Origin of the sequence: Pseudovibrio sp. POLY-S9, assembly GCF_001431305.1 — a bacterium.
Classification (GTDB): Bacteria; Pseudomonadota; Alphaproteobacteria; order Rhizobiales; family Stappiaceae; genus Pseudovibrio.
Map to the genome: position 1 here is coordinate 19,408 of NZ_LCWX01000095.1, position 24,056 is coordinate 43,463.

The 24,056-nt window shown below is 54.0% G+C and carries 23 protein-coding genes and 1 pseudogene; 14 read left to right on the forward strand and 10 right to left on the reverse strand.

All coding sequences use genetic code 11. The annotated features are described in order from the left end of the window. Nucleotides 1–257, reverse strand: a 257-nt coding sequence (locus PPL9_RS08505; RefSeq protein ID WP_208989253.1) for a helix-turn-helix domain-containing protein, incomplete at its 3' end; no start/stop codon positions are given. Nucleotides 258–399: 142 nt separating this feature from the next. On the opposite strand from PPL9_RS08505, the gene PPL9_RS08510 reads away from it, so the two are divergent. Then, nucleotides 400–900 carry a DUF417 family protein gene (locus tag PPL9_RS08510; RefSeq protein WP_057462307.1) on the forward strand — a complete coding sequence of 167 codons (501 nt, stop codon included), beginning with the start codon at nt 400–402 and terminating at the stop codon, nt 898–900. A gap of 86 nt (nt 901–986) precedes the next feature. On the opposite strand, the gene PPL9_RS08515 is transcribed toward PPL9_RS08510, so the two are convergent. Then, nucleotides 987–1,607: a TetR/AcrR family transcriptional regulator gene (locus tag PPL9_RS08515; protein WP_057462308.1), complete on the reverse strand. Its 621-nt coding sequence runs from the start codon at nt 1,605–1,607 to the stop codon at nt 987–989. A gap of 414 nt (nt 1,608–2,021) precedes the next feature. Here PPL9_RS08515 and PPL9_RS08520 point away from each other — a divergent pair, with 414 nt between their 5' ends. From PPL9_RS08520 to PPL9_RS08540, 5 genes are all read left to right on the forward strand, one after another. Beyond that, nucleotides 2,022–2,852 (forward strand): universal stress protein, encoded by an 831-nt coding sequence (locus PPL9_RS08520; protein WP_057462309.1) that lies wholly within the window; start codon nt 2,022–2,024, stop codon nt 2,850–2,852. 235 nt (nt 2,853–3,087) lie between these two features. Next, on the forward strand, nt 3,088–3,684 hold the full coding sequence (locus tag PPL9_RS08525) for a HupE/UreJ family protein (RefSeq protein ID WP_057462310.1): 597 nt from the start codon (nt 3,088–3,090) through the stop codon (nt 3,682–3,684). A 145-nt stretch (nt 3,685–3,829) separates the two neighbouring features. Beyond that, nucleotides 3,830–4,738, forward strand: a complete 909-nt coding sequence (locus tag PPL9_RS08530) for an aminoglycoside phosphotransferase family protein (protein ID WP_057462311.1) — start codon at nt 3,830–3,832, stop codon at nt 4,736–4,738. Nucleotides 4,739–4,792: 54 nt separating this feature from the next. Further along, nucleotides 4,793–5,128 (forward strand): hypothetical protein, encoded by a 336-nt coding sequence (locus PPL9_RS08535; RefSeq protein WP_057462312.1) that lies wholly within the window; start codon nt 4,793–4,795, stop codon nt 5,126–5,128. Then, the gene (locus PPL9_RS08540) at nt 5,125–5,496 is read left to right on the forward strand and encodes a nitrile hydratase subunit alpha (RefSeq protein ID WP_057462313.1); all 372 of its coding nucleotides are present in this window, start codon (nt 5,125–5,127) and stop codon (nt 5,494–5,496) included. The genes PPL9_RS08535 and PPL9_RS08540 overlap by 4 nt, the downstream gene beginning before the upstream one ends. A gap of 19 nt (nt 5,497–5,515) precedes the next feature. Here the strand turns inward: PPL9_RS08540 and PPL9_RS08545 are convergent, their stop codons facing one another. Together PPL9_RS08545 and PPL9_RS08550 are read right to left on the reverse strand one after the other, a co-directional pair. Further along, nucleotides 5,516–6,259: a DUF4344 domain-containing metallopeptidase gene (locus PPL9_RS08545; RefSeq protein WP_057462314.1), complete on the reverse strand. Its 744-nt coding sequence runs from the start codon at nt 6,257–6,259 to the stop codon at nt 5,516–5,518. Nucleotides 6,260–6,365: 106 nt separating this feature from the next. Then, complete coding sequence (locus tag PPL9_RS08550; protein WP_057462315.1) at nt 6,366–6,728, reverse strand: VOC family protein; 363 nt, start codon at nt 6,726–6,728, stop codon at nt 6,366–6,368. A 225-nt stretch (nt 6,729–6,953) separates the two neighbouring features. Here PPL9_RS08550 and PPL9_RS08555 point away from each other — a divergent pair, with 225 nt between their 5' ends. The 3 genes from PPL9_RS08555 (at nt 6,954) to PPL9_RS08565 (ending at nt 10,174) form a co-directional block, all read left to right on the forward strand. Beyond that, nucleotides 6,954–8,783, forward strand: coding sequence for a sensor histidine kinase (locus PPL9_RS08555; protein WP_057462316.1), 1,830 nt, complete (start codon nt 6,954–6,956; stop codon nt 8,781–8,783). Then, complete coding sequence (locus PPL9_RS08560) at nt 8,764–9,444, forward strand: response regulator (protein ID WP_057462317.1); 681 nt, start codon at nt 8,764–8,766, stop codon at nt 9,442–9,444. The genes PPL9_RS08555 and PPL9_RS08560 overlap by 20 nt, the downstream gene beginning before the upstream one ends. A 172-nt stretch (nt 9,445–9,616) precedes the next feature. Further along, on the forward strand, nt 9,617–10,174 hold the full coding sequence (locus PPL9_RS08565; protein WP_057462318.1) for a cytochrome b/b6 domain-containing protein: 558 nt from the start codon (nt 9,617–9,619) through the stop codon (nt 10,172–10,174). A 29-nt stretch (nt 10,175–10,203) separates the two neighbouring features. On the opposite strand, the gene PPL9_RS08570 is transcribed toward PPL9_RS08565, so the two are convergent. Beyond that, nucleotides 10,204–11,811 (reverse strand): hypothetical protein, encoded by a 1,608-nt coding sequence (locus tag PPL9_RS08570; RefSeq protein WP_057462319.1) that lies wholly within the window; start codon nt 11,809–11,811, stop codon nt 10,204–10,206. Nucleotides 11,812–11,975: 164 nt separating this feature from the next. On the opposite strand from PPL9_RS08570, the gene PPL9_RS08575 reads away from it, so the two are divergent. After that, nucleotides 11,976–12,596, forward strand: coding sequence for an AAA family ATPase (locus PPL9_RS08575; RefSeq protein WP_057462337.1), 621 nt, complete (start codon nt 11,976–11,978; stop codon nt 12,594–12,596). On the opposite strand, the gene PPL9_RS08580 is transcribed toward PPL9_RS08575, so the two are convergent. The 4 genes from PPL9_RS08580 to PPL9_RS08595 all read right to left on the reverse strand — a co-directional run bounded on the left by PPL9_RS08580 (nt 12,577) and on the right by PPL9_RS08595 (nt 15,075). Continuing rightward, nucleotides 12,577–13,206 carry a DapH/DapD/GlmU-related protein gene (locus PPL9_RS08580; RefSeq protein WP_057462320.1) on the reverse strand — a complete coding sequence of 210 codons (630 nt, stop codon included), beginning with the start codon at nt 13,204–13,206 and terminating at the stop codon, nt 12,577–12,579. The two genes, PPL9_RS08575 and PPL9_RS08580, sit on opposite strands and share 20 nt — an antisense overlap. Continuing rightward, a complete protein-coding gene (locus PPL9_RS08585; RefSeq protein WP_057462321.1) occupies nt 13,203–13,895 on the reverse strand; it encodes a ceramidase domain-containing protein in 693 nt (230 codons plus the stop codon). The genes PPL9_RS08580 and PPL9_RS08585 overlap by 4 nt, the downstream gene beginning before the upstream one ends. 87 nt (nt 13,896–13,982) lie before the next feature. Next, entirely contained in the window at nt 13,983–14,696 is a 714-nt protein-coding gene (locus PPL9_RS08590) for a sulfite exporter TauE/SafE family protein (RefSeq protein WP_161831250.1), read from the reverse strand. 127 nt (nt 14,697–14,823) lie between these two features. Then, nucleotides 14,824–15,075 carry a hypothetical protein gene (locus tag PPL9_RS08595; RefSeq protein ID WP_057462323.1) on the reverse strand — a complete coding sequence of 84 codons (252 nt, stop codon included), beginning with the start codon at nt 15,073–15,075 and terminating at the stop codon, nt 14,824–14,826. Between the two features lie 232 nt (nt 15,076–15,307). Between PPL9_RS08595 and dsrO the strand changes: the two genes are divergently transcribed. From dsrO to PPL9_RS08615, 4 genes are all read left to right on the forward strand, one after another. Then, nucleotides 15,308–16,027 carry a sulfate reduction electron transfer complex DsrMKJOP subunit DsrO gene (gene dsrO / locus PPL9_RS08600; protein WP_057462324.1) on the forward strand — a complete coding sequence of 240 codons (720 nt, stop codon included), beginning with the start codon at nt 15,308–15,310 and terminating at the stop codon, nt 16,025–16,027. A 3-nt stretch (nt 16,028–16,030) separates the two neighbouring features. Then, complete coding sequence (gene nrfD, locus PPL9_RS08605; RefSeq protein ID WP_057462325.1) at nt 16,031–17,014, forward strand: NrfD/PsrC family molybdoenzyme membrane anchor subunit; 984 nt, start codon at nt 16,031–16,033, stop codon at nt 17,012–17,014. A gap of 12 nt (nt 17,015–17,026) precedes the next feature. Beyond that, on the forward strand, nt 17,027–20,107 hold the full coding sequence (locus tag PPL9_RS08610) for a molybdopterin-dependent oxidoreductase (protein ID WP_057462326.1): 3,081 nt from the start codon (nt 17,027–17,029) through the stop codon (nt 20,105–20,107). A 321-nt stretch (nt 20,108–20,428) separates the two neighbouring features. Further along, nucleotides 20,429–23,455, forward strand: a complete 3,027-nt coding sequence (locus PPL9_RS08615; RefSeq protein WP_057462327.1) for a hypothetical protein — start codon at nt 20,429–20,431, stop codon at nt 23,453–23,455. A gap of 33 nt (nt 23,456–23,488) precedes the next feature. On the opposite strand, the pseudogene PPL9_RS31210 reads toward PPL9_RS08615, so the two are convergent. Beyond that, a pseudogene (locus tag PPL9_RS31210) lies at nt 23,489–24,056 on the reverse strand (glycosyl transferase); the annotation flags it as partial.

Below are 24,056 nucleotides of genomic sequence, written 5' to 3' on the forward strand. Positions count from 1 at the left end.
TCCACAAATCGCTGTTTTGCGTCCGGGGCCTTGCAGATCACCTGTGCCAGATGGCTGATGTCCCGCTCGTGATAGAGCTTCAGCGCGCGCGCGTACATGGCGTCTTTATTGCCAAATTCCCGGTAGAGCGACTGCTTCTTCAGCTCGGTTATCCTCTCCAAGTCCTGCATGGAGGTGCCATGATAGCCTTTTTCCCAAAAAGCTCTCTGTATTCTGTTCAACGCAGTTTTGGGGTCAAATTCCCGAGGTCTCGCCATCACATTAATTCCCGCTCACAACAATGTTACCGATCAGTCCGTATTTTATTATGGACACATCGGTCCGTAATACATATACCTAAGTGCACAGGCTGGCAAGACCCGCCGCAACACACTACCAAATTCAACACAGGAGGTTGAAATGACTGATCTTACTCACGCGTCTGCCACTCAATCAGATGACAACGCCGCCCTGGGTGCTTTGTTCTCCGATATCGCGAAAAACGGAATCTTCGCTGCCCTTATTCTCGTGTTCCTTTGGTTTGGTGGCATGAAGTTTACGGCTTATGAGGCCGGAGCAATTCGCGGACTGGTCGAGAATTCTCCCTTTCTTGGATGGCTTTACTCATTCCTGTCCGAAGGAGCTGTGTCCAAACTCATCGGATTGACCGAGCTGACCATCGCGGCGTTACTCACCACCCGCTTCTTCGCGCCTAAATTCGCGGTCTTCGGTGCGCTTGGTGCTATCGGCACGTTTCTGTTGACCTTCAGCTTCTTCTTTTCCACGCCGGGCGTGTTCATTCCGGACACTGGCGTGCTGGCGATCTCCGTTATTCCGGGGCAGTTTCTTTTGAAAGATATTGTCCTGCTGTTCGCATCCGTGTTCGCCCTGGGCAATGCCCTCAGTGCAACTGCAAAATAAAGATATACTCCTCACTGTGCACTGAAATGGGGGCGTCAATGACGCCTCCATTGGGCTACCCGCAAAACGCTGGCAAGTACCGGCTTTTACCGCCCGCCTGTCTTCATTCTACTCCCCAAAGCTTCCAGTGAAACCTCGATTAGTTTGAAGATCTTCTCCTCGGGCATGCCGAACTTTACCATCTCGTAGAGCCCCTCACAAATGAGCATAAAGTATCCGGTTAGCAGCTCGATCTCGCCCGGGTCTTTGAGCTCATTCTGGCATTGAACGAGCTTGTCGCGGATCTGATCTTCCCAATTGAACTGCAGCCCCTGAAACTGCTCCCAGAGCTCTTTATCCACGTAGCCAAGATCGATAAGCGTCAGCCAGAAGAGGCCTTTCTCCGCTTTGATCTCATCGCAGCACAGCTCGGTAAATTCCATGAAGGCTGCTTGCATGGCGGAGTAGATATCGGAATGCAGAGCCATAACCGATTGCATTTGCTGGCTATATTTGAGATAGTACCAACTGAGTGCTGCGACGACCAGGCCCTGTTTCGATGTAAATCGGCCTTCCAGAGTGTCAAGAGAAACGCCCACCGCCTCCGACACGTCTTTCATCGTGGCAGCTTTAATCCCCTTTTCCAAAAACACACGAATGCTCGTATCAAAAAGACTTTCGAGTTCGGGAATTGGAATGTCCGGTTTAACTGGTTCGTCCGAGCTCATTTTGAAACTATAGATTATTCAAAAATGCCCTCAAGACAGATGCTCGGCTTTAGAAAAAGAAACGCAAATCCAATGAGCTGGATACATTTCAATTTATGCCGATTCCGTTGAACTCCGCCAGACAGACTGCACAATTAGGCAGTTTTGTGCTGTTTTCCTTTAAATATTCAAAATGTAAAAATCTGTCTGTTGTTCTATTCGCCTATGTCTATCATAGGTTGACTTAAGGTTATTTCGCATACGTAGGGTTATAATATTTCGTAGGCGGCTAAGTATAGCACCCAATTTACTTGCGGCTCTTTGGGGCCAACTATCACTCTATGAGGCGGGAAGGGTATTCTTGGCAACTCGACCTACAGGTGGGTGCTTTTCGCATTCTGCGCTTCATGAATTGAGTCAATTGGAGGTTCAGATATGTCTATCAAAACAGTCGTCACCCTTACCGACACGTCCGGTGATCAGGTTGCATCCCGCGTTGCCGTTGAACTCTCCAAGCTGACAGATGCCTATCTGATTGGCGTCGTACCCAACTACGAGACCTCCTACTACCTGTGCACCGCCGGGCCAATGCCGCCAGACTATGAACAGCGCTTGCAGGAGCAGTCCGCTGCGACACTCAATAAGTCATTGGAGGGCTTCGCAAAACACTTTGAGGGCGCGGGCATAGATGGTGAAACACGCGTCACAGACATCACCCTTGGCGGCACGTTTGACGAGTTGATGCATCTGGGGCGTTTGAGTGATGTTACCGTGATACGACAGGACGATCCTGCCAAGCCGGAACCGATGCGTGCTGCTATGATTGAGGCGATGGTGTTTGACACCGGTGTCGCGACGCTCATTGTGCCGCACGCCTATGAAAAAGCGTTCGCGCCCAAAAACATAGCTGTGGCATGGGATGGCTCGGGCCCAGCCTCCAACGCAGCGCATGCCTCTATGTCCATGTTGCAAAATGCAGACACTGTTTCTGTTGTGATGATCACGCCGCATGACGAGCCAAAGCATTCAGAACTAACGGATATTCGTAGTTACTTCGAGCGCCATGGCGTCAATATCCATCTGGAAGTGATGAGCAACGTCTCCGGCTCCGTTTCAGCAGCTCTGCTAAGCACGGTGGAACGTCTCAACGCGGATATGCTGGTGATGGGCGGATACGGCCATAGCCGATTGGCGCAATACCTGTTTGGCGGGGCAACGCGCCGCGTGCTGCATGATATGAAGATCCCGGTTCTGATGACCCATTAAGACACTCACGAAGGGGGCCTCACGGGCTCCCTTTTTTACTGCTGCATTTTCTCTGAGTAGTTCCAATGATGTTTTCTACAAGCAATCCGGTGTGATTTTCCCAAAAGAACGCGGTTTGATTGCTTGATCACCGAAAACAAGTCAGTTTGGCGTCACCTTGTGCGGTCACCCTGCACCATACCTGACGACATAGACTGCGCGTGGCATCGCGCGCTCAATATTGGAAATTACACTGATGAAATTGAGAGAAACTGCCGGTTTAACGGGTCTTCTGGCAGTATTGATATTGATTGCTCTGCCTGCTCAGGCTGCCGCATTTTCCACGGCACAGGCCAAAGCGGACTTCCTCCACGGTCTGTGGCACCCGCTTGGCGGGCTAGACCACATCCTCACCATGGTTGGCGTCGGTGTTTGGGCTGCGCTGGTTCTGCTTAAGAAGCGCCTTGTCTGGCCGCTGGTGTTCACGCTGGTTATGTTCATGGCGTTCTGGGCTCGTTACATGGGCGTTGTTGTGCCGTATGTGGAGACGGGTATTCTGGCGTCTGTCATCGTGATTGGCCTGCTGGTGGCGTTCGCTCTAAAACTGCCTGTGGTGGTGGGTGCGCTGATTGTTGGCGTGTTTGCTGTGTTCCACGGTGCGGCGCATGCCACTGAGGCCAATTCGAGCAGCCTGTTGATCTATGCGCTCGGCTTTTCCGTTTCCTCTTTCGCGCTTGGCTTGTCCGGCATCGGGCTTGGCTCGTTGACCGAATGGAACAGCGGACGCATGTTCCTGCGCGCGCTTGGTGCGGTTACAGCGCTGTTTGGCCTTTATCTGATGTTCGTCGCCTAGTGTTTCTTTAAAGCGACAGTTTTCAAGGGATTACTCCGGTTTTGTGGCTTTCCCTTCGCAAACACACTCAGTTCTGCTTTCTTGAAGGTGCGGTTCCGACCGCGCCTTTTTTAATGCTGATTTTTATGTGTGATTGCGAGTTTCAATGAGTGATGGCCGTTTGACGATAGCGCCCGAAGTGGTGCGCAAGATGCTTGATGAGCAGTTCCCCGCGTTGGCCGCTCTGCCTCTCAGGCGTGTTGAGAAGGATGGCTGGGACAACAACACGTTCCGCCTGGGTGATGAGCTGAAGGTGCGTTTGCCATCTGCTGCGGGCTATGTTCCGCAGGTCGAAAAGGAGTTTAACTGGCTCCTGAAACTGGCAAAACATCTGCCTGTCGCTGTTCCTGAGCCTGTTGCTCTTGGCAAACCGACCGCAGACTACCCATATCCGTGGTCAGTCTATCGCTGGATTGAGGGTGAGACAGCTTCTGCAGAATCTATCCGTGATATGAACGAGTTTGCGAGGGATCTCGCGGCCTTCCTGCATGCGCTCTGGGCCGCCGAGACCACAGGAGCGCCGGAAGCCGGAGAGCACAACTGCTACCGTGGCGGTGATCTCAGCGTCTATGATGAGGAGACCCGTTTTTGCCTCTCTGGTGTGACTGACCTGATTGATGCCGACGCAGCGCTGATGATCTGGGAGCAAGCGCTTCGGTCCAAATGGGAGAAGCCCGCAGTCTGGGTGCAGGGAGACCTCTCAAACGGGAATATCCTCACACGGGATGGCCGCCTCAGTGCCGTCATTGATTTTGGCTTATGTACGGTTGGCGATCCCGCCTGCGACTTAGTTATCACCTGGAAGTTCTTTTCCGGCGTCAATCGCGAGATTTTCAAAACCGCGGTCAACATCGACCAAAATACCTGGGATCGCGCCATAGGCTGGGCTCTCTGGAAGGCAGTTCGCACGCTCTTCTACGCTAGAAAAGACAACATCGCAGAGGAACAAAGAGAAGCAAAAACAGTGATTGAAGCCATCCTCTCAGATGCAAAACTTGTTACCACGAAGACTTAAGGTCCTGCCTTTAGGCTCTTTCTGATCTTATGCAGTCAAACAGGAAGAGCAGCAATGGAAAGAGACTTTGAGTTGTTGTTGACCCAGCGCATGTGGGAGGATCCGGCATTCGCGAAACTGGCACAGCGCGATGCAGCTGCTGCGCTTAAGGAGCTGGGAGTGAAGGTTGATCCCAGCGTTAAAGTCCGGATCCTCCAGCAGCGTAAAGACACGCTTTATCTGACTATTCCCCCTGCCAAACAAGAGGGTGCACTTGATACAACATTGGATCTCAACCAATTGGATTTGTGGTCCAGCGGAGATATGTTTGTCTGGGTTGCTTCGGTTTACAACAAGGTCAAGCTGCTTGGCATCCGCTCTTCCATCGTGAAAGGGGAGAGGGAAGCATGACAGACCGCGACAACAGCGATTTTGCGGAGCAAGACTACCGACGGATGATCAACGATCCTGCGTATCGCCAGCGCCTGATTGCAGATCCGAAAGGAACGCTTGGCGAAACAACGGGTTATGAGTTTGATGCAGGCGTACGCGTTGAGGTGATTGAGCAAGAGCCCGACACCATCTGCATGATGATCCCCATTAAGCCGGAGGGCTCTGCTGATGAGGTTGAGCAGGCGCTGCACAAATCTACCGAGCGCACGTATGACCTGCTGTTTTCCTCTGGCATCGGCGGGTATTTCATCCCGAGTGATGAGCTGAAATGGACTCTTCGAGATATGCGCCACAGTTGGATCAGCAAACTGGGGCTCAAGTTATGACCCCCAGTACACAAGCACATCAGTTCTGCAAATTGGACTGATAGAGGGATCTCAGGTGCGGGATGAACTCGGTGCAGAAGGAGATGGAGACCTCCTCAGGATCGTAAAACGCGTTTGGCTCACCACAGCTTTCCACCTTTACGATGACCTCGTTGGGCAGCGACATGTCGTCTTTCAGGCTTTTGATTTCCTCAGAAAGCACGTGATTGATGACCTTGGCGTCCGCGCCAGTCCCGGCTTGAAAAGTCATCGCGACGCCGGAGCCTGGCTTCATCTCATCAAACACAGCGCCCCAACTGCTGGCAGCTTGCTCGTACTCAAACGGGCACATTTCTGCCCGGTCTTCCGGCAGGTCCAGGTCTGTCGCCAACTCAGCGCGTTTGTCCGGATCTGCCCCATAAAACAGGCAGATATGGTTGTAGTAGCGCTGCTGATCAGGTCCATGCAGATCCCACCACGCCACCTCTTCTTCCCCTTCGGGATCGTTGATGTAGCCAAACGCGCTGTCAAAGGCGAGCTCCTGCGCGGCCTCTTCCTCATAAAGCCAGTCAATCATCAGCACGGAGAGCACATCTGCGGCGTCTTCCTCCTGCCCGAAGATTGGCACCTGCATCTGGTCAATCACCGCATGGCCAACCTCGTGGTAAAAGATCGACAGGATGTTGGCCTCCACAAAGGCGTTCTCTGCTTCATCAGCCTGTGCACCAAGAGGAGACAGCAGCGAAACTGCGCAAGTCGCGGTGAGAAGAAGAGAACGTAGCATTGGCGGCCTTCCGTATCAGCTATTGAAATCTCTGAATAATCACTCCAATGCCATGTTTACGCAGGTTCGCCAAATCCTTTGTGCTTTGTGATACATCTGAAGGCTGTTAGCAGTGGAAGTTGAGCTTGTTGCCATCCAGATCGCGGCAGTAAGCCCCATAAAATGCTTCACCGCGCGGGCCAGGAGGGCCTTCATCTTTGCCGCCCAGTTGCAGGGCGAGTGTATGCAGGGTCTTGACGGTTTCGCGATCCTCCACCCGCAAAGCCACCATGGTGCCGTTGCCAACGGATGCGTCTTCGCCATCATAAGGCGTGTTGAGGACGATGAGCGGTTTGCCCTCGCCAAAGCTCCAGGCATAGAGCCGGTTGTTTTCAAAGACCCGTGTTGCGCCCATCTTCCCCAAAATGGCGTCGTAAAACGCGCAAGCGCGGTCTAAATCGTTGGTACCCAAAGTGATATAGCCGATCATATGGTATCCTGATCCCAATAAATTGCAGTCAATGACAGAGCGTTCAAAATCAGTAGAGGTGAATGGTTCATTCCCCTGAGTAAACTACAGGGCACGCTCCAAGTAAATGCAGAAGAGGCCTGGGCTGCCACGCTTCGTCGCCCTAGGTGAAATACCTATTGCAATCGAGTGGGATCACTGTTTGTTTCGGATTATCTAATATACGTTGAGCCTAGGAATTGCTGCATGCGAGGCTTTCTTCAGCGCATTGTTTGTGTTGCCCTTTTTCTTGCTGTGTTGGTTGCAAACCAGCTGGCGGCAAGCCCGGTGTTCGCGCAATCTGAAATGGTGCGCGTCGGCATCCTTTCCTATCGCGGCAGCTTGGAAACTCAGCGTACATGGGCGCCGACCATTGACCATCTGCAACGTGAACTGCCGGACGTGGAGTTCTCCTATCTGCCTCTGACGCTTCAACAAATTGCTGAGCAGGCAGACCAACTGGATTTCATCATCACCAATCCGGGCCACTCGTTTCAGCTGGAACGGATTGCGGGCGTCAGCCGCATCGCCAGCGCTCGCTCTCACGTTAACAAAAGCGAGATGCAGGATCTTGGATCGGTGATTTTCACGCGAGCAGACAGCGGCATTGGTGGGTTGACTGAGCTGAAAGGTACGAGCGCGGGCGTGGTCTCCACAGAAGCTTTCGGCGGATATCTCGCAGCCAAACACAGCCTGCAGCAAAGCCTTGGCACTGAGCCTGACTTGCGCGTTAAACCTCTGGGCTTTCCGCAGCAAACAGTGGTGGAGGCAGTGGTCAATGGGGATGTGCAAATCGGCATTGTCCGCGCTTGCCTGCTGGAGAGCATGAGTGCGGCTGGCAAGCTGGATAAAACGCAAATCCGTGTGTTGGGCCAGCAGTATGACCCGGAGTTTGCCTGTGCCAGAACCACGGAGCTTTATCCGGGTTGGGCGTTTTTAAAGGTGCCCGGCGTTTCGCCTCAGCTGGCAACGCGCATCACGCAGGCCCTGCTTTCCATGCCGGATGGCGCCTGCACGGATGAATGGCTCGGCCACGCCAACTGGATCGCACCGGTTTCCTATGCTGCGGTTGAGCGCGTTTACCGCGATCTGGCGCTCTATCCCTACAACAAGGACTTGCGACAGATCCTGAAGGACTGGGTGGAGCGGAACTACTTTCTGCTTGGCGTGATTATCCTGCTCAGCGGAGCTTTTCTGCTGCATGTGGGGCATGTGGAATTTCTGGTCCGCCGCCGCTCGCGCCAGCTGGAAACGGCCAGTGACAAGCTGGCGAACGCACTGCAACGCAACCTGATGTTGGAGAGTGAGCTGGCCCATGCCGGGCGTGTTTCTTCCATGAACATCCTCGCCAGCAGTCTGGCGCACGATCTCAAGCAACCGCTTGGGGCGATCTCCACCTTCGCCCACAGCCTGCGGCAGCGGTTGGACCGTGGTACGGCAGATGAAGAAACGCTGCAAAAACAACTGACCCGCATCTCAGAGCAAGCCAATCGGGCCTCCGACTTCATCAACTCCATGCGCAGCTTCCTCAACAAGCAGCCAGAGGCGCGGCGGCGTGTGGACCTGCGCGATTTGGTGGATGAAACGGTGATGCTGATGCGCACCTTCGCGGTCAAGCATGCCTGCCAGCTGCAATGGCACTCACCCCATGAGCCGGTGTTCGTCTGCTGTGATGATGTGCAATTGCGGCAGGTCATGGTGGTTCTGCTGCAAAACGCGCTTGATGCTACGGTGGAAGCTGGCCTTGAGGACGGAGTGATCTCCATTCAACTGGAACAGACCGCAGAAGCCTGTGAGCTTAGGGTGTGCGATCAAGGGGCTGGTATTCCAAAAGAGCTGGAGGAGAAGGTGTTTGAGCCGTTTTATTCCAGCAAGGGCAGTCTGGGTTTAGGGCTGGCCACCGCGTTTAGCATTGTTGACAGCCACGATGGGGAGTTGACCCTGAAACCGATGCTTGATGAAGGCACATGCGCAACAGTGAGGCTGCCATTGAGCCGCTCACAAACTGAGGGAAACCATGACACAACAACCAGTTAAACCGCTTTATGGACCAGAGGCTGAGCCTGTGATCATCATTATTGATGATGATGACGCCATGCGGGAAGCGCTGGTGTGTCTGGTAGAGTCCGTCGGGTTGAAGGCTGTTGATTTTGAACGTGCTGATGATTTTCTGAGTTCTGATCTACGCCCTTGCGTTGGCGTCATCATCACCGACATGCGCATCCCCGGCACCAGTGGCCTCGGGCTTTTAGAGAAGCTGCGTGCCTCGGGCCAGCACTTGCCGGTGATCGTCATCTCTGCCTTCGCGAACCTGCGTGATGGCGTGCGTGCCATGAGCCTTGGTGCTGTCGATGTGTTGGAAAAGCCGTTTGATGAGCAAGGCCTGCTTGACAAACTGCAAGACCTGATAACAGAGACCCGAAACCGCGCCAGCCAATGCTGCCTGACAGCGCAGGCCAAAGTGAAGGTAGACCGCCTCACCAACCGCGAACGCGAGGTGATGGGTTATCTGGCACAAGGCCTGCAAAACAAAAGCATTGCCAATGCATTAGGCCTTAGCGTCAAAACCGTAGAAATCCACCGCCACAACGTCCTCACCAAACTGGAAGTGCAAACCCTCGTCGACGTTTACCAGCTCACCCAAAGTGCCGACCGCGCAACAGGGTCTGGCCGGTGTTGCGGCGTGGAAGAGGCTTAAAGGCGGATTTCGGAGCTTTGCGGTGCAAACTTTACTCAAAGTTTCAGGTTAACTTCAGGATAGCGTGGTGAGGTGCCGGGGTTACGAGGCGGCAACCAGGCGGCGTTTAAGACGCGCCTGAAGCACAACTGCAAACAACAAGTTGCTGCCATAAGAAGAACTGGCAGAAACTATGACTGATCAACAATATGTGCGCTCCGCCCGGATCCTTCACTGGCTAATGGCCCTTGGCTTTTTATCCATGTGGGTGACCGGCTACATCATGAAGCTGGACTCTCTGGAAGATACCCCCTTGGAAGAAAGTCTGTTTGACCTCCACATCTCTATGGGCGTGACCCTGCTGGGCCTGTTGTTGCTGCGCGTGGCTATCCGCTTGGTCAACAAACCGCCTGCATTGCCTGCGGGGCTGACTTCATGGGAAAAAATCGGCTCCCATCTGGGTCACCTGGGTCTGTACCTTCTGCCGCTCGTCACCATGCTGGTGGCTTGGGCCGAGGTTGATTTTGGCGGCCACGGTGTGAAGTGGTTCACCATTGGTATGCCAAAGATCTTCCCAACCATGGAAACCTTCGCCGGTATCAATCTGGAAGACACGACTGCAACAGCGCATGAGCTGCTGGCTTGGTCTTTGTTGGTACTGGTCGCTGTGCACGTGGCCGCTGTTCTCAAACACAAATACTGGGATGGTCACGACGTCATTGGCCGCATGAGCTTGCTCAGCAAAAAATAACAGGACGCGGGGGAGGGCTGATCGCAGCCCTAACGCCGAGGGCGCATTGGGGGCAGTCCCTCGGCATCCGCCTGAGCTTGCGCTTTGGCTTCTTTGAGCAGCGCATCCAGCGTGAACATGGCGGTCTTCATATCCTGTAATCTGGCGGAGGCTTCTGCCAGATTGTCTTGCTTCAAGGCCTCTTCCACCCGCGCAATTGAATCATCTGCCATGGCTTTGTAACTCAGGAAGTCCGCCAACTCGCCTTTGTACTTGGCGCTTTTGCGCAGCACCATCATGGCGACGATATCTTTCTTCGCCTTGCCCACCTGCGCTGTGTATCTGGCAGCTTCTTCCTCGTGCTTTGAACGTTTTGCTGACCGTGGACGCTGCACAGGTTCATCCTCGATAATCTGTTCTCTTGGTGGGGCTTCTACGGTTGGCTCTGGTTTAACCTTCTCAGGCGGCGGGTTGAGACGGTCTAGCGCAATTTTCATGTTGGCGATGGTTGCGTTCAGGTCCTCCAGCATATAGCGGGCGTCCTTCACACGTCCAGTGGTTAGAAGCCGCTCAATCTGGATGGTGAGTGTTGAGGCGGTGGCGCTATAACCTTCGTAGTGACGGAGCTGCTCCGGATTCTGGATCGTGGCTTTTTGCGCATCCAGCCCTTCGATTTCTTTGCGAGCCTCTTTCACATCCTGCAGGAACCCTTCCACCTGTGCGGCTGTGTTGATGCCACGGGTAAAGGCAATTTCCAGCCCGGTCATGGTGATGTTGGCATTGTCAAGCATGTCCTCAGCGCGGCGGTATCCGCGTTTGGCGTAGAGTTTCTCTGCCTCCACAATGTAGGCACTCGCTCTGTTATGCAGTTTTTCAAAGATCACCAGTTCCTCGGTGTCTTTGAACGAGCCGGAGCGGATGTGAAACGCACGTAAATCTGCACGGGCTTTTGTGACCTTCTTGCCAAACTTGAGCGAAGCCTCCAGCTCCGGTGCCGCAGACTGGATCGCGGGCGCTTCCTGCAACCACGCGACCACCGCCTTCATCTTCAGCAGGCTCTTTTCAAAACTGGCAATTGCCTTGTTGGCATCGTCCACGTGAGATGCGCGGTGGTGGGTGGTGATCTGGTCAAAGTACTTTTGCACCTCCTGATCAGCGCTCTCAAAGCTGCGCAGTTTTTTCTGGTAGTTCTTATGTTTGCCCGCCAATTCCATGAACTGGAAACGATGTTGCTGAAGCTGGCCATGGGCGTTTTGTAACAGTGGGATCTGGTCGCCAATCACAGCAAGGGCGTCTTCAAACTCCCCGACATAAAAACTGAGTGATGTGATGCCTGCGTTTATCTCCGCAATAAATGGCTGAATATCGTGCGTTTTTTTGGACTTGGCAGAGGTGATTGCCTGACGCGCGGCCTTATGTGCTTTCTTGAAGCCTCCAAAGAGGGCACGGCAGAACTTGATAAGGTTGCCCTGCGCATAAAGCTCATCAACTTTCTTCTCCAGCACTGCAATCTGCTCGAAATCAGTGACAGCAAGAGCCGGGGCATCCGTTTCCTCGTCTCCACCAACCAGATCATCCTCCGGAAATGTCCATGACATATGCCGATAGAAATCTTCAGCCCATCTCTGCTGCTCAACACTCAGCTTCTCAACCGGCATCACCCTCTCCAACCCAAAGCAAACAACGTGCCGGATGATGCCTTGATTGTGCTGGTTTTCGGGCAAATTTCACGAGCTGAGTGAAGGGGGAGTTGATGGGTGAGGCGGGTTTTGTCTAAATCTATAGGTTTGTTATGCTCTCCGAAAAGGGGAGGCTGGACGTGATGACACAAGGGCGGATTGTGTTGCTCAATGGAGCACCGAGGTCTGGCAAAAGCTCGATTGTATCAGCACTGCAAAAGCAGGCAGATGAGCCCTGGATAAATCTCGGTGTGGACGTTGTCGTCAAGCAGATGACCCCGGAACACATGAAGCCGGGGATAGGTCTGCGTCCGGGAGGGGAAAGGCCTGACCTGGAAGACTTTATCTCCCGCTCCTATCACGCGCTTTACAAAAGCATCGCGGCTCATGCCGAACTGGGCTTTGATGTCATCGCTGATCTGGGCCACCACAACAGCTATGCGACGCTGGACGGCAACTGGAGGCATTATCTGAAGGAGGTGGAAAGGCTGGACGTGATGATTGTCGGCGTCTTTTGCCCGCTGGCAGAGATCATGCAGCGCCGAGCTGGCAGTGATGGGACTTATCTCACGGCCAATGAGGAAGGCGAAATCCCGTTACCCGTCCTTCGCTGGCAGGAAGAGGTTCATAAGCCGGGGATTTATGACCTGGAACTGGACACTTCGATGTTGAGTGCGGAGGAGTGTGCGGAAAGAATTCTGAATGTGATTGCGTCAGGCGCAAAGTTTAATGCCAGAGACAAGCTTATAGCATCGCAGATATGAGCTGCTTCGTCTGCTGATCGACTGAAGACAAGCGGGGGATGACACTATCTGGTTTCAGCAGGGTGCCGGGTGCGAGAACGGAGTTTGCGCCGACTTTGCTGTTGTCACCGATCAGGGAGCCAAATTTTGTCACGCCTGTCGGGACTTCTTTTCCATCCTGAAGGAGCGTAATCTCTTTCCCAGCCCATTCATTGCGGTGATTGGCGACCACAACGCCGGCTTCCAGATTGACGTTTTCGCCTAAAATGGAATCTCCCAGAAACCCGAGATGGGCGAGTTTGGAGCCTTTGAGCATGAAGCTGGACTTTACCTCACAAAACGGGCCAACCGCGCAGCCTTCATCCAGAAACACGCCTCCGCGCAAATAGCTGCGGGAGGACACAAAGGCGTTGGGTCCGATGATCACTGCGTCTTTCAACATCGCCCCATCTTCCACCACGGCGCTTTCGTGAAGAGCGATGCTGTTGGTGACGCGGTATGAGCTATCAAGGCGAGAGATCATGCCCTGAATGATGCTTGCAGCGTTCGTCGTCATTGCCCACGGTGTGTGCCCAAGTTCTGCGAGTGGTGAGTTCTCCCAGTTCGCAATGTAGTCACGCAACCGGATCATTGAGCCTTTCCTTGTGGCGGCATCTTGAGAACCAGCGCTGCGAGGAGGAAGCCGATCATCAGGCCGTTGAGCAGGTGCCACATGAAGTGAGTGCCGAAAGCGACGGAGAAGCAGAGGGCCATGTCCACGGTTCGGAACATCAAAGAGACCGCAAAAGTTGCCGTGGCGAGCGTGATATAGGCACGGGCCGGATGCTTGCGCAGGTGCATCAGCAGGGTTGCGATGAGCAGAGCGACCATAGCTGGCAGGTATTGCAGGGAGCCGTTGAACGGATCAGGGCCAGCATCAATATCCGTCAGTACAGCATCCGAACTGAACCAGAAAATAGCGGCGGTTATGCCCACTGCAATGGCACTGGCACGCAAGGTGCGGAACAGGTTTTCGCCGGTCGCACGATAGATCACCGTGATGATATAGAAGGCCACAAAGCTCCAGATTGGGACAACGTCCGCCAGCTCTGACCATGTGTTTGCAAATGTATGAAACAGGAATGAGCCAACGCCAATAGCCGCTGCAAGCGCGATCAGTACCAGCTCTGCGATGCTCGGGTTGCCCCGTTTACGCACCAGATAAAGCGCGATCAGAGCAGCCACAATAAAGCTGAGATTGCTGAGCGCATTCAGCGGTTCATTCCAGAACCCCGGCGCGGTTCGCTCGCAGTAAAGGTCAATATAGTCAGCAGGAAGCATCGCAGTGTCTCAATGAAAGTCAGAGGCTGAAAGAGCAGAAAGACTAAATCTGTAAGTGTGCCGATTGTAGGGTGCGACCTGCAATATTCAAGGCATAATCATAGAGATGCCGGAGCCTGCCAGAACCAGATCAATCATCCGATCATGATGCTTTGAACTGAGCTTGTTCAGGATCGCTTTGGCTGCATAGGTGCCAAGGGTGATTGACCCGCCCACCAGTGCCCCGCCAATGAGGATGTCCGTGCTCATGACATTGAGATAGCTGAAGGTCGCGGCCTTGGAGCCGAACACGAACAGGGAGGCCGCTGCTTCTGTTGCGATCAACGCGCTTTTGACAAGACCGAAAGAGGAGAAAACCGCCAGACTAAGCGGGCCGGAAGAGGCGACCAGTCCGGTGATGAACCCGATGAGCGTTCCGCCAAACACAAGGTGGATTGGCTTGGAACCGATGTTTTTGGAGCGCAGCAGATAGCGCACGGGAATGAGCACCAGAAAGAACAGGCCAAGGATGGTGCTGCCAACGGATTCCGGTATGGCAATCAACAGGTTCGCGCCCAGAGCAGCCATGGGAATGCTCGGCAGTGCGTAAAAGAACACCGCGCGCCAGTTGATTTCACTCCACCACACAATCACGCGCCCGCAATTGGCGATGAGTGCCGCAATCGCCATGATGGGAATGGCCGCCTTGGTTCCAAACACAGCCACCAGAATAGGCAGCAGGATGATGGATGACCCCGTGCCAACAATGCCGGACAATACCCCGGCAAGCATGCCAGAAACGGCAATAATCAATATGCTCAAATGAGGAACCCTTGGAGAAAAGAACATTCTGAAAAATCTTCTGATCTGTATAAGAGTGACTGCCTCATGATGCAATTTGCTTGAAGAGAAGCTGCATTAAAAAATACAGCTTCGCTCCTCAAAACGGTTAAACAGAGTTTAGGCGGACAGGGTTGGGCGAGAGCGGAGAGACGCGCGCCTGATAGGTGGAATGAACTGGCACAGTAAAACGACCAGAAATCGGGCGGTCACCAGCTCCCGGTGCGGACCGCACCAACGGTATTGAGGCAATTGATGTTTCGCGATCGATGTCTCTCCAAACACCAGCGACCTGATGTTGAGGTTGCCAGACGCCTGAAGGCACGGTCTGCCAGGCAGCGGTAAGATTGATAGCGGGCATTATTGTTTTCCTTTATTCACCACGATCATTTGTTTGTGCAGCATGCTTATGTGCTGCTCTCCTATGGACGAATGAGACGCGCATCTGTGATGACTAAGGGTTTGTTCTCTGGTGTTGCCCCGCCCCATCTAGGGGAACTCCCCTAAGCCCGCAGATAACCTCCCCAATATTTTTGTTGTTGGCCTCCCGGTAGCTTGGGAACAACCCAAACCGTGACACTCCGGGGGGAGACATGAATTCAAGACGTGAGTTCCTCAAACTGGCCATGGCAGGCTCAACAGCTGCGGTAGCAGCGCCGGCAGCTGCAAGCGCACAGGCAAAGCCCAAGCGCTGGGGCATGCTGGTGGATCTGCGCAAATGCATCGGCTGTCAGGCCTGCACCGTGGCCTGCACTATTGAAAACGACGTGCCCGCAGGCCAGCACCGTACCGCTGTTCCCATATACGAGCTGGATGGTCCGGATGGTCCAAGTCAGGCCGTGCTGCCGCGCTTGTGCAACCATTGTGACGAGCCGCCGTGCATTCCGGTGTGTCCGGTCAATGCCACCTATAAAACCGATGAGGGCGCTGTGGTGGTGGATGCCGAACAATGCGTGGCCTGCGGCTACTGCGTGCAGGCGTGCCCTTATGAAGCGCGCTTCATCAACCACAAAACCGGCGTTGCGGACAAGTGCACGTTTTGTGTGCATCGCACGTCCGTTGGCTTGCTGCCGGCCTGTGTTGAAACCTGCGTTGGCAACGCCCGTGTGTTTGGCGATCTGAATGATCCGGAAAGCGAAATCCGCAAGCTGATGGCGCAGCATGAAACCAAGGGCCTGCGACCGGAATTCAAAACAGGACCGAACGTCTATTACATCGGGCTGGATGACAGGCTTGCCTCAACCGTAGCGGTTGGTGGTGGTGCCCGTGATTTACGCCAAGGTCTTGAAACGCCTGCACATGGGGAGGTGTGAGTTATGCCTGCTGTTGATCTGATGTCATTTGATCATGAAGCCGTTTGGCGGCCCTGGGCGGTCGCTTACTTCCTGCTGGTGGGAACAGGGGCAGGCGCCGCCTTGCTGCTGGCTTATGCTCGTCTTGTGCGCGTTGCAGAAGCCAAAGGCGCCCTGATTGTCGCCACCAGTTTTGCATTGGCCTCCGGTTTGCCATTGCTGGCGGACCTGCACCAGCCTGCACGTTTTATGCACTTCTACAGTGGCTCTGCGCCCGCTTCCATCATGTGGTGGGGCAGCTGGTTCCTGCCGTTGTTTATCGCCTCCACGCTTTTGCTGGCGTTCATGACAGGCCGTCGCGGCAACGCGCCCATGTGCGGCGGCGAACGCATGCTGACCATGATTGTCGGCGCTCTGGCCCTCTGCATATTAGGGTACACCGCTGGTGAAATGAGCGTGGTTGCTGCTCGTCCTGTATGGAACACACTCGGCTTCCCCATTGTGCTTATTCTAACCGCCCTTATGAGCGGTGCCGGTGCCACCATGACCATTGACAGCCTCAATGGTGAGAAGGGTGAAGGCCGCTACATGCTGGTGGTGACAGGTGCTGCCACTCTGGTCGCGTTTGGCCTCTGGATGCTGACCGACACCAACCTCTCAACACTCGCGGCAGACTATGCCCCTGTTGGGTTGTTCGGTGCATTCATCATCGCAGGTGTCGTGGTTCCAGTGGTTCTGGCTGTGAGTGCAAAGGCCTCTTTGTTGCTGCGCGGTGTAAGCGGGGCGCTGGCCGTGTTTGGCGCATTGGCTTTCCGCTGGTCCACCTTCAACGGCGCGCAACTCATGTCCAAAACCGAGACCGCATTTTACGGCCATGAAGCCGCCCTGTCTCAGGATGCTCTGCGCACGCTAGCCGGGTCTGCTGGCCTGCTGATCCTCAGTCTTATCTTCGTGACGCTTCTCATCAACCTGCTGGCCGTGCGTGCCAGCAAGCAAACTCAAGCCTAAGGAGAGCCAGTTATGACTATTTCTCGCCGTGGTGTTCTTCAAGGTGCAACCGCTCTTGGCGCAGCTGGCGCTGCCTTCTGGGGCTTTGCTGAAACGGGCAAAAACTTCTATCAAGGCGTGCTGGGGGATGCGAAAGCCAAAGGCATTGCCGGTGGTGCTTTGCCACCGGAATACAAGGTGGACTCATCCACTGGAGAGGTGATCCTCAACCCCGATCAACGGGTCGGCTACACAATGTGCATGGGCTGCACCAGCGTTTGCGGCATTCGTGTGCGGGTAGACAAAGCCTCTGGCGATATTTTGCGCGCCACCGGAAACCCGTACAGCCCACTCTCCACCAATCCGCACATTCCATACGACACGCCCATCAAAGACGCGATCACCGGCCTGTCTGCCTATAGTGAGCAAGGCCTCGCAGGACGCTCCACCGCCTGTGGGCGCGGCAATGCTGCCATCGCCAAGCAAAACAGCAAGGAGCGTATTCTCAAGCCAATGAAACGGGTTGGCGAACGCGGCAGCGGCCAGTGGAAGGAGATTTCCTGGGATCAGCTGATTGAGGAAACCGTTGAAGGGGGAGACTTGTTTGGTGAAGGCAATGTGGAAGGCCTGCGCGCCATCCGCGATCTAAAGACACCGCTTGATCCGGAAAACCCAGAATATGGCCCCAAAGCCAACCAGCTGGTGGTGATCCCGGTCTTTAAAAACGGTCGCCTGATGATGGCTGCCCGCTTCGCCAAAATGGCTTACGGCACCCGCAACTTTGTGGGACACCGCTCCTATTGCGGCCTGTCCATGCGCGCTGGCTATGCGGCCATGCTGGATAACTTGAAGAAGCAGCCACACCTGAAGCCGGATTATCGCCACGCCAAGTACATGCTGTTCATCGGCACGGCCCCGGGCAATGCAGGTAACCCCTACAAGCTGCAGGGCACGCTGATGGGCGCTGCCCGTGGGCGTGATGGGGTTAAATATGCGGTGGTGGACCCTGTTCTCACCAACTCTCAAAACCATGCGTTTGGCAAGGACAACACATGGGTTCCTATCAGGCCGGGCACGGATGGTGCATTGGTGATGGGCATGATCCGCTGGATCATGGAAAACGAACGATACGACGCCAAGTTTCTGGCTCAACCGTCCGGCGCAGCAGCTCAGACGGCAGGGGAGGCCAGTTGGTCCAATGCAACGCATCTGGTCATTGATGATCCAGAGCATCCAAAAGGCGGCTCATTCCTGCGGCAAGGAATGGTAACAGCTGACCTGGAAGAAGATGCTCAAAAAGCACCTATGTGCCTTGATGCGCAAACGGGAGAGCTTTCTCCTGCAAAGGGCCGCCCTGCCACACTGTTCCACCAGGGAACTGTGAGACTTCTGGATGGTTCTACTGTGCCCGTAGCCACCAGCCTGAGCTTGCTGCGCCGGGAGGCACTGCGCAAAACTCTTGCTGAATACTCCACCGACTGCGGTGTACCGGAAGAGCGCATCATCTCTCTGGCACGCGATTTCACCAGCGTTGGCAAACAGGCAGCTGCCGATTGCCACGGCGGTACTATGCATGCAGCAGGCTTTTACACCGCCTACGCGATCGTCATGCTCAATGCGCTGGTGGGCAACCTCAACGCCAAAGGCGGCACCACAGCAGGTGGTGGTCGCTTCAAGGATGTGCAGAAAGGCCCACGCTATAACCTGCTTGCCTTCCCCGGCAAGGTGAAGGTGAAAGGCGTAGATGCAGGCCGAGGTGGCTTCGCCTACGAGAAAACCAGCGAGTTCAAGCGCTTGGTTGCGGATGGCAAGAACCCATACCCTGCGCAGGCGCCATGGCATTCTTTCACCCAGCCCATGGGTGCGCAATGGCTCACCTCTGTGTTGGAGGGGTATCCCTACAAGGCCAAGGCTGTGATCACATGGTCCTCAAACCCGGTCTACGGTGTTGCGGGCATGGAGAACGACGTCAAAGAAAAGATCAAGGACACCAAGCGCCTGCCGCTGTTCATCGCCATTGATCCATTTATCAACGAGACCTCTCGTTTCGCCGATTACATCGTGCCGGACCGTGTGTTCTACGAGGCATGGGGCTGGGCATCTGCCTGGGGCGGTGTGCCAACCAAGGTCTCCACGGCCCGCTGGCCGGTGGTGGATTGTCAGACCGGCAAAACACCGGATGGCCGCCACATGGACATGGATAACTTCTTTATTGATGTGGCCAAACGCATGGATCTGCCGGGCTTTGGCGACAAAGCCATCCCGGATGCAGACGGCAACCTGCACCCGCTGCACCGCTCTGAGGATTTTTGGATGCGAGCCGGTGCCAACGTGGCGTTTGACGGGGGAGCTGTTCCAGAAAGTGATGATGCCGACATGACGATCACCGGTGTGGATCGCATCCGAGCGGACTTAGAAAGCACGTTAAAGCCAGACGAATGGCGCCGTGTTGCTTATGTTTACAACAGAGGTGGCCGCTATGAGGATGCGGCGAAAACCTACAAGGGCGAGACATTTGCTCGCTCCTACAAAAAAGGCATTCAGGTCTGGAACGAGACTGTCGGCACCGCGCGAAACTCCATGACGGGCAAGAAGTTTATTGGCTGCCCAACATGGCAGGCCCCAAGCTTTGCCGACGGAACTCAAGTGGACAAAGCCTTCCCGCCGGATCTATGGCCGTTCCGCGTTGTCAGCACCAAATCCCAGCTGCGCTCTTCCAGCACCGGAGGCAATCCGTATCTGGATGATCTGAAACTCTCCAACGCCATCGCCATCAACACGGTGGATGCGGACCAGCTCTCAATCAAAACCGGAGACTGGATCACCGTCATCTCCCCAAGCAACCGTATCAGCGGGCAGGCCTTAGTTCGCCAAGGCATCGCACGGGGCGCCATAGGCATCGAGCACGGCTACGGCCACCGCGAGCTGGGCGCGCGTACCCACAAGATCGGAAAGGTCATTTTAGAAGGACATTCTGAGCGGGGCCTCGGCACCAACAGCAATGACCTGGGCTACACCGACCCAACCAGCAAACGCCCGGCCCTGCTCGCCGACCCCGTCGTCGGCAGCATCGCCCGTCAGGCTCTCCCCGCGCGTATAGAAAAAATGGGCTAACCGAACCCCGAAGAATACCTAGGGTTCTCGTAAAAAGAATACGCCAACAAAAACATCAGGCACGGCCCCTCAGCGGTGCCTGATAACAACAAACAGCCAAAGCCAAACGCCTCTCCAACTCGGTACCAGACACATCTCGGACAGAAAAACTCCTACAACCCTCGCCAAAGATGGCGGGGGTCTTTTTTGTGGGAGAAGAGAGCCATTCAACCCAGCTTTTTTAATAAATATTCGCTCGATAGAGGGGGAATAGTGAAACATAATCTCATGGCGTAAGTGATATCCCGCATTAACTTATTTTAGTGCGCCAAGAGGTCCGTTATGGCTGGTTCCGATATCCCTTCCGGTTCAATTGAAACTGCTGGTACTCCAAAACAGTCCAGTCAGGTTGATGCATGGGCGAATGCTATGCTCAAAATTTGCAGTATTGATCCTTCTGAGGCCGATACTGTTTCCTCCTATGGAGATGAAGTGCCCGAGGCGCTTGAGGTATCGCTTGATACCGCGGAAGGCATTCAGAATGCAGTAGCGCAGTCCTATGTAGAATTCGGAGGTCTTACGGAAAAGGCCCATCTGATCATCGACAAGGAACAGCGCGAAATCCTCGATAATTTTGAGCAGAAAACCGATGATTACCTGAATGAAGCTGAACGTGCTGCTGAAGGGGAAGACATCGATGTGGCTAATGATTTCCTTGATAATGCAAAGCTCAGCATGAAGGGCATGAGCGAGGCACTTGATCGTGGTGTTTCAACGGCTCTCAAGCTGGACGGCTACGTGCAGGAAGTCACCGCTCTGCTCAAGGAAGCTGGCACCTATTATAAACAGCGTAATAAGATCCCTTATGAAGAACAGCTTTCTGACCTTTTAAGCTACCAGACCATGGTGGAAACACTGGGGCAGGAAGCTAAGCTGCTCATTTCTGAAAACCGTATTGCTGATGCCAAAACAGCCATCGAGCAGATGAAAGCCGCTATCGGCAACATGCCGAAGTGCTTTGAAACGCCAAAGAATGCCAAGACTGCGAAGAAGGCCACTGCGGATGATGCGGAAACCGCCGAAATTATTTCAGCAGATCAGGAAACAGCGGGCGACGTCTTCGAGAACCGTCTGGCACGCCTGAGAGAAGACCTGAACAGTTTGAAAACTGGCATCAACACAAGCAATGCCAATTGGCGTCCGATTTGTCAGCACGTGAATGGACCTGAATTCGAGACGATCTATCAGGGAGCGCTGGCAAGTTATGAGGATGGCATGGCTTGTGCTCAGGAGGATAGGGAAGATAAAGAAGCGCATTGCGAACAACTTCAGCAATACGTTTCCTCTGCCAAATCTTATTTAGTACAGATGCAGCAACTCTTTGCCAAAGCTCAGGAAATCCGTAAGAACGACATTACCGGCATTGATATCAAGGCAAAAGAAGCGACTGCGAAATTACAGAGTCTGGTTAAGCGTCGGCCTGAGATACAGGCTTGGAGCGTTGATCTTGGAGCCTTTGACCAGGCCCGTACGCTCGCCGCAAAGGCGCTTGAAGCGCTCAACGTGGCCATGGCTGATAACAGCACGGCTGTAAGTGTTGCTGCGTTAAACGCGTTCAACAGCCAGATTGCTGATATGCAGGAAGCGTTTGATGTCGCAGCCGCTGAAATTGAACGGACCAGCGCGGACATGAAGTTCCGTCTCAAGAACGTGAAAAGTGTGTTTGCCAACCTTGCGGCCCGCAAAGAAGAGTTGAAGAAAAAGCCCAAGGAGTTTGCAGAGTTCTATAAGGCAAATAACGACGCCTTCACACTGATCACCCAGGATCAGGTTGTTCTGTCCAACCGTGATAGGAAGGGCGTCGATGATCTGCTGGCAGGTGTTGAAGTGGCTCTTGGCAAAATGCGGGCCTTACTTGGCATGCCGGATGCTGGAGAAGGTGGTGTCCAGACAGATGCCTCTGGCCGTAGAGATGAGTTGCTTCAGGCCGTGCGAGACAGGTTTGGCCAACTGAAGCAGGTTGAAAAGTGGGCCAGAGAGAACCCTGAGCTCGAAGGCCACTATGCGGATATCGCAGACGCTCATGCCGATGCTCAGGAGCAAGCAGACACCTTTAAGGTCGGTCTCATCGAGCTTGGCAATATGAACCCGAAAGTGGTCGAAAATGCCTTGCGTGCCATTGATCAGGATCTGGATGATATGGACAACATCTTCCAGGCAGCCAGAGAGCAGATGGAACAGCTGAAAGGGGCTGAGGTGATTGAGGGGGAACTCAACGCGAAATCTGACCTTCTGGAACGCATCAAAGCGTATGATCCTCGCATAGATAAATATGAAGAGAAAGCGAGTAAGTTCGATGATGGTGGTGAGAGAGCCTTCTACGAGGGCACTATCGCCAATCTCAGAGACTGTCTCCTGACAGCTTCTGGCTTCTATCATCAGGATGAAGATGCTAAGGGGGAAGCAGAGCTGGAGAAGGTTGAATTCTACTTTGACAGCCTTGATAAATCGCTCACGCAAGCAGCTGCGACCCGGAGTGAACTTGAAGGGTTCAAGCATATCGTCGCGATGGCGAACCAGTCACTTACAGATCTGATCGCCAAAGAAGAAAGTCTAAAAAACCAATCCCAGCGCAAAGCATTTGTTGTGAACAGCGCCGCCGTGCAGAAGCTCATACTTCAAATTGATAAGCATATCGGTAATCGGGATATCAAGCCAATTCGCGATGTTATTCCAGCGCTTGAAGCTGCAGTTCAGAAGATGGAAGAGGAGTTCCCAAAATCCAGAGGCGAGAAGTTGAAAGCCGCTTTGGGGAAGAAAAAGAAGGGAACCTTCGAAGACGAGTTGATTGCTATGCAGCAGCGGCAAGCAGCGGCTGAAGCAGAAAGAGCGGCTGAAGAAGAACGCCGCGCAAACTCTGATGAACATCTGAGCGCAGAAGAAAAACAAGCCAAGGCCAATAAGAAAGAAATCTGGGATATGGAGCAGATTGTCTTCAAAGCTTGTGAGTTGATGGTGGGGCTTGATAGAAAATTCGAGCCAGCGGAATCTGATCTGAGTCACAGGGAAAATGCAGCCCGGAGTGCAAAAGAGAAGCAGAAGCTGGCTAAAGAAAGGGCTCCGCTTAAACAGTACTACACCAACAGAGAAGCCTTTAAGGCGCTCATTGTAGAGCTTGGCGAGCTGCACCGTAACCTGAAGCTCGAGGAAGCCTGGAAGCTCATTCCTAAGATCAAGGCAGCCGCTTTGAAGATGGAAGAAGAGTATCCAAAAACACGATCTGAAAAAGCAAAAGCCGCACTTGGTAAAAAGAAGAAGAAAGACTTCTTCGGTGATGATGTGGAACCTAAGAGTGGCAAGAAGAAGTAGTCAGGCAGGTCTCAAAGAGGAGGCGTAGTGAGACTATGCCTCCTCCTCCAGTCGCTTTCGTAGGGCGTATTTGACGAGTTTGTTGGGTTTGGAGAGCAGGGACTTGAGGTGCCTGCTCTTTGAGATTTCGCGCTGGAGTTTGTAAAGAACCTCAGCGCTTTCAGTGTCTTCAATCCGCATGGCCTGATCAAACAGAAGCCCGAAGGCCTGGCCCAGGGCTTTTTTGTTGAACTTTTCCTTATTGTTGAGCAGGAAGGCTTTGACCTGATCGATATCCATTGAGTTCAATGATTTGCGATCCACAAAGGCCTTTTTGTTGCAGTAATAATCCTGCCGCGCGGAGATGAGGCGCTCGCGCACCAGCCGCTCATCAACGGCTTCCAGATCAAACTCATCTGCCATCTGGTCCACCGGATCGCGGTGCCCGGCGCGGCGTTGCTGTACGCTGATTTCTGCAAGGCGGGTGATGTAAAAATGCTTCCAGAACCTGTTGGTCAGATCACGCTTATCCGGAAACCCGCGATAGGCAACAAGCCTCTCTGGCAAGTTGGCAAAGGAGTGCCTGTCCTGCGCGCGTAGCCAGAGGTCATAATCCTGACAG

Coding starts and splice junctions, on each gene's coding strand:
- PPL9_RS08515 (WP_057462308.1), bottom strand. CDS start 1,607: ATGAGCTCGGACGAACCAGTTAAACCGGACATTCCAATTCCCGAACTC.
- PPL9_RS08540 (WP_057462313.1), top strand. CDS start 5,125: ATGACAGACCGCGACAACAGCGATTTTGCGGAGCAAGACTACCGACGG.
- PPL9_RS08555 (WP_057462316.1), top strand. CDS start 6,954: ATGCGAGGCTTTCTTCAGCGCATTGTTTGTGTTGCCCTTTTTCTTGCT.
- PPL9_RS08565 (WP_057462318.1), top strand. CDS start 9,617: ATGACTGATCAACAATATGTGCGCTCCGCCCGGATCCTTCACTGGCTA.
- PPL9_RS08575 (WP_057462337.1), top strand. CDS start 11,976: ATGACACAAGGGCGGATTGTGTTGCTCAATGGAGCACCGAGGTCTGGC.
- PPL9_RS08580 (WP_057462320.1), bottom strand. CDS start 13,206: ATGATCCGGTTGCGTGACTACATTGCGAACTGGGAGAACTCACCACTC.
- PPL9_RS08510 (WP_057462307.1), top strand. CDS start 400: ATGACTGATCTTACTCACGCGTCTGCCACTCAATCAGATGACAACGCC.
- PPL9_RS08525 (WP_057462310.1), top strand. CDS start 3,088: ATGAAATTGAGAGAAACTGCCGGTTTAACGGGTCTTCTGGCAGTATTG.
- PPL9_RS08530 (WP_057462311.1), top strand. CDS start 3,830: ATGAGTGATGGCCGTTTGACGATAGCGCCCGAAGTGGTGCGCAAGATG.
- PPL9_RS08520 (WP_057462309.1), top strand. CDS start 2,022: ATGTCTATCAAAACAGTCGTCACCCTTACCGACACGTCCGGTGATCAG.
- PPL9_RS08545 (WP_057462314.1), bottom strand. CDS start 6,259: ATGCTACGTTCTCTTCTTCTCACCGCGACTTGCGCAGTTTCGCTGCTG.
- PPL9_RS08535 (WP_057462312.1), top strand. CDS start 4,793: ATGGAAAGAGACTTTGAGTTGTTGTTGACCCAGCGCATGTGGGAGGAT.
- PPL9_RS08595 (WP_057462323.1), bottom strand. CDS start 15,075: ATGCCCGCTATCAATCTTACCGCTGCCTGGCAGACCGTGCCTTCAGGC.
- nrfD (WP_057462325.1), top strand. CDS start 16,031: ATGCCTGCTGTTGATCTGATGTCATTTGATCATGAAGCCGTTTGGCGG.
- PPL9_RS08610 (WP_057462326.1), top strand. CDS start 17,027: ATGACTATTTCTCGCCGTGGTGTTCTTCAAGGTGCAACCGCTCTTGGC.
- PPL9_RS08615 (WP_057462327.1), top strand. CDS start 20,429: ATGGCTGGTTCCGATATCCCTTCCGGTTCAATTGAAACTGCTGGTACT.
- PPL9_RS08560 (WP_057462317.1), top strand. CDS start 8,764: ATGACACAACAACCAGTTAAACCGCTTTATGGACCAGAGGCTGAGCCT.
- PPL9_RS08570 (WP_057462319.1), bottom strand. CDS start 11,811: ATGCCGGTTGAGAAGCTGAGTGTTGAGCAGCAGAGATGGGCTGAAGAT.
- PPL9_RS08550 (WP_057462315.1), bottom strand. CDS start 6,728: ATGATCGGCTATATCACTTTGGGTACCAACGATTTAGACCGCGCTTGC.
- PPL9_RS08585 (WP_057462321.1), bottom strand. CDS start 13,895: ATGCTTCCTGCTGACTATATTGACCTTTACTGCGAGCGAACCGCGCCG.
- dsrO (WP_057462324.1), top strand. CDS start 15,308: ATGAATTCAAGACGTGAGTTCCTCAAACTGGCCATGGCAGGCTCAACA.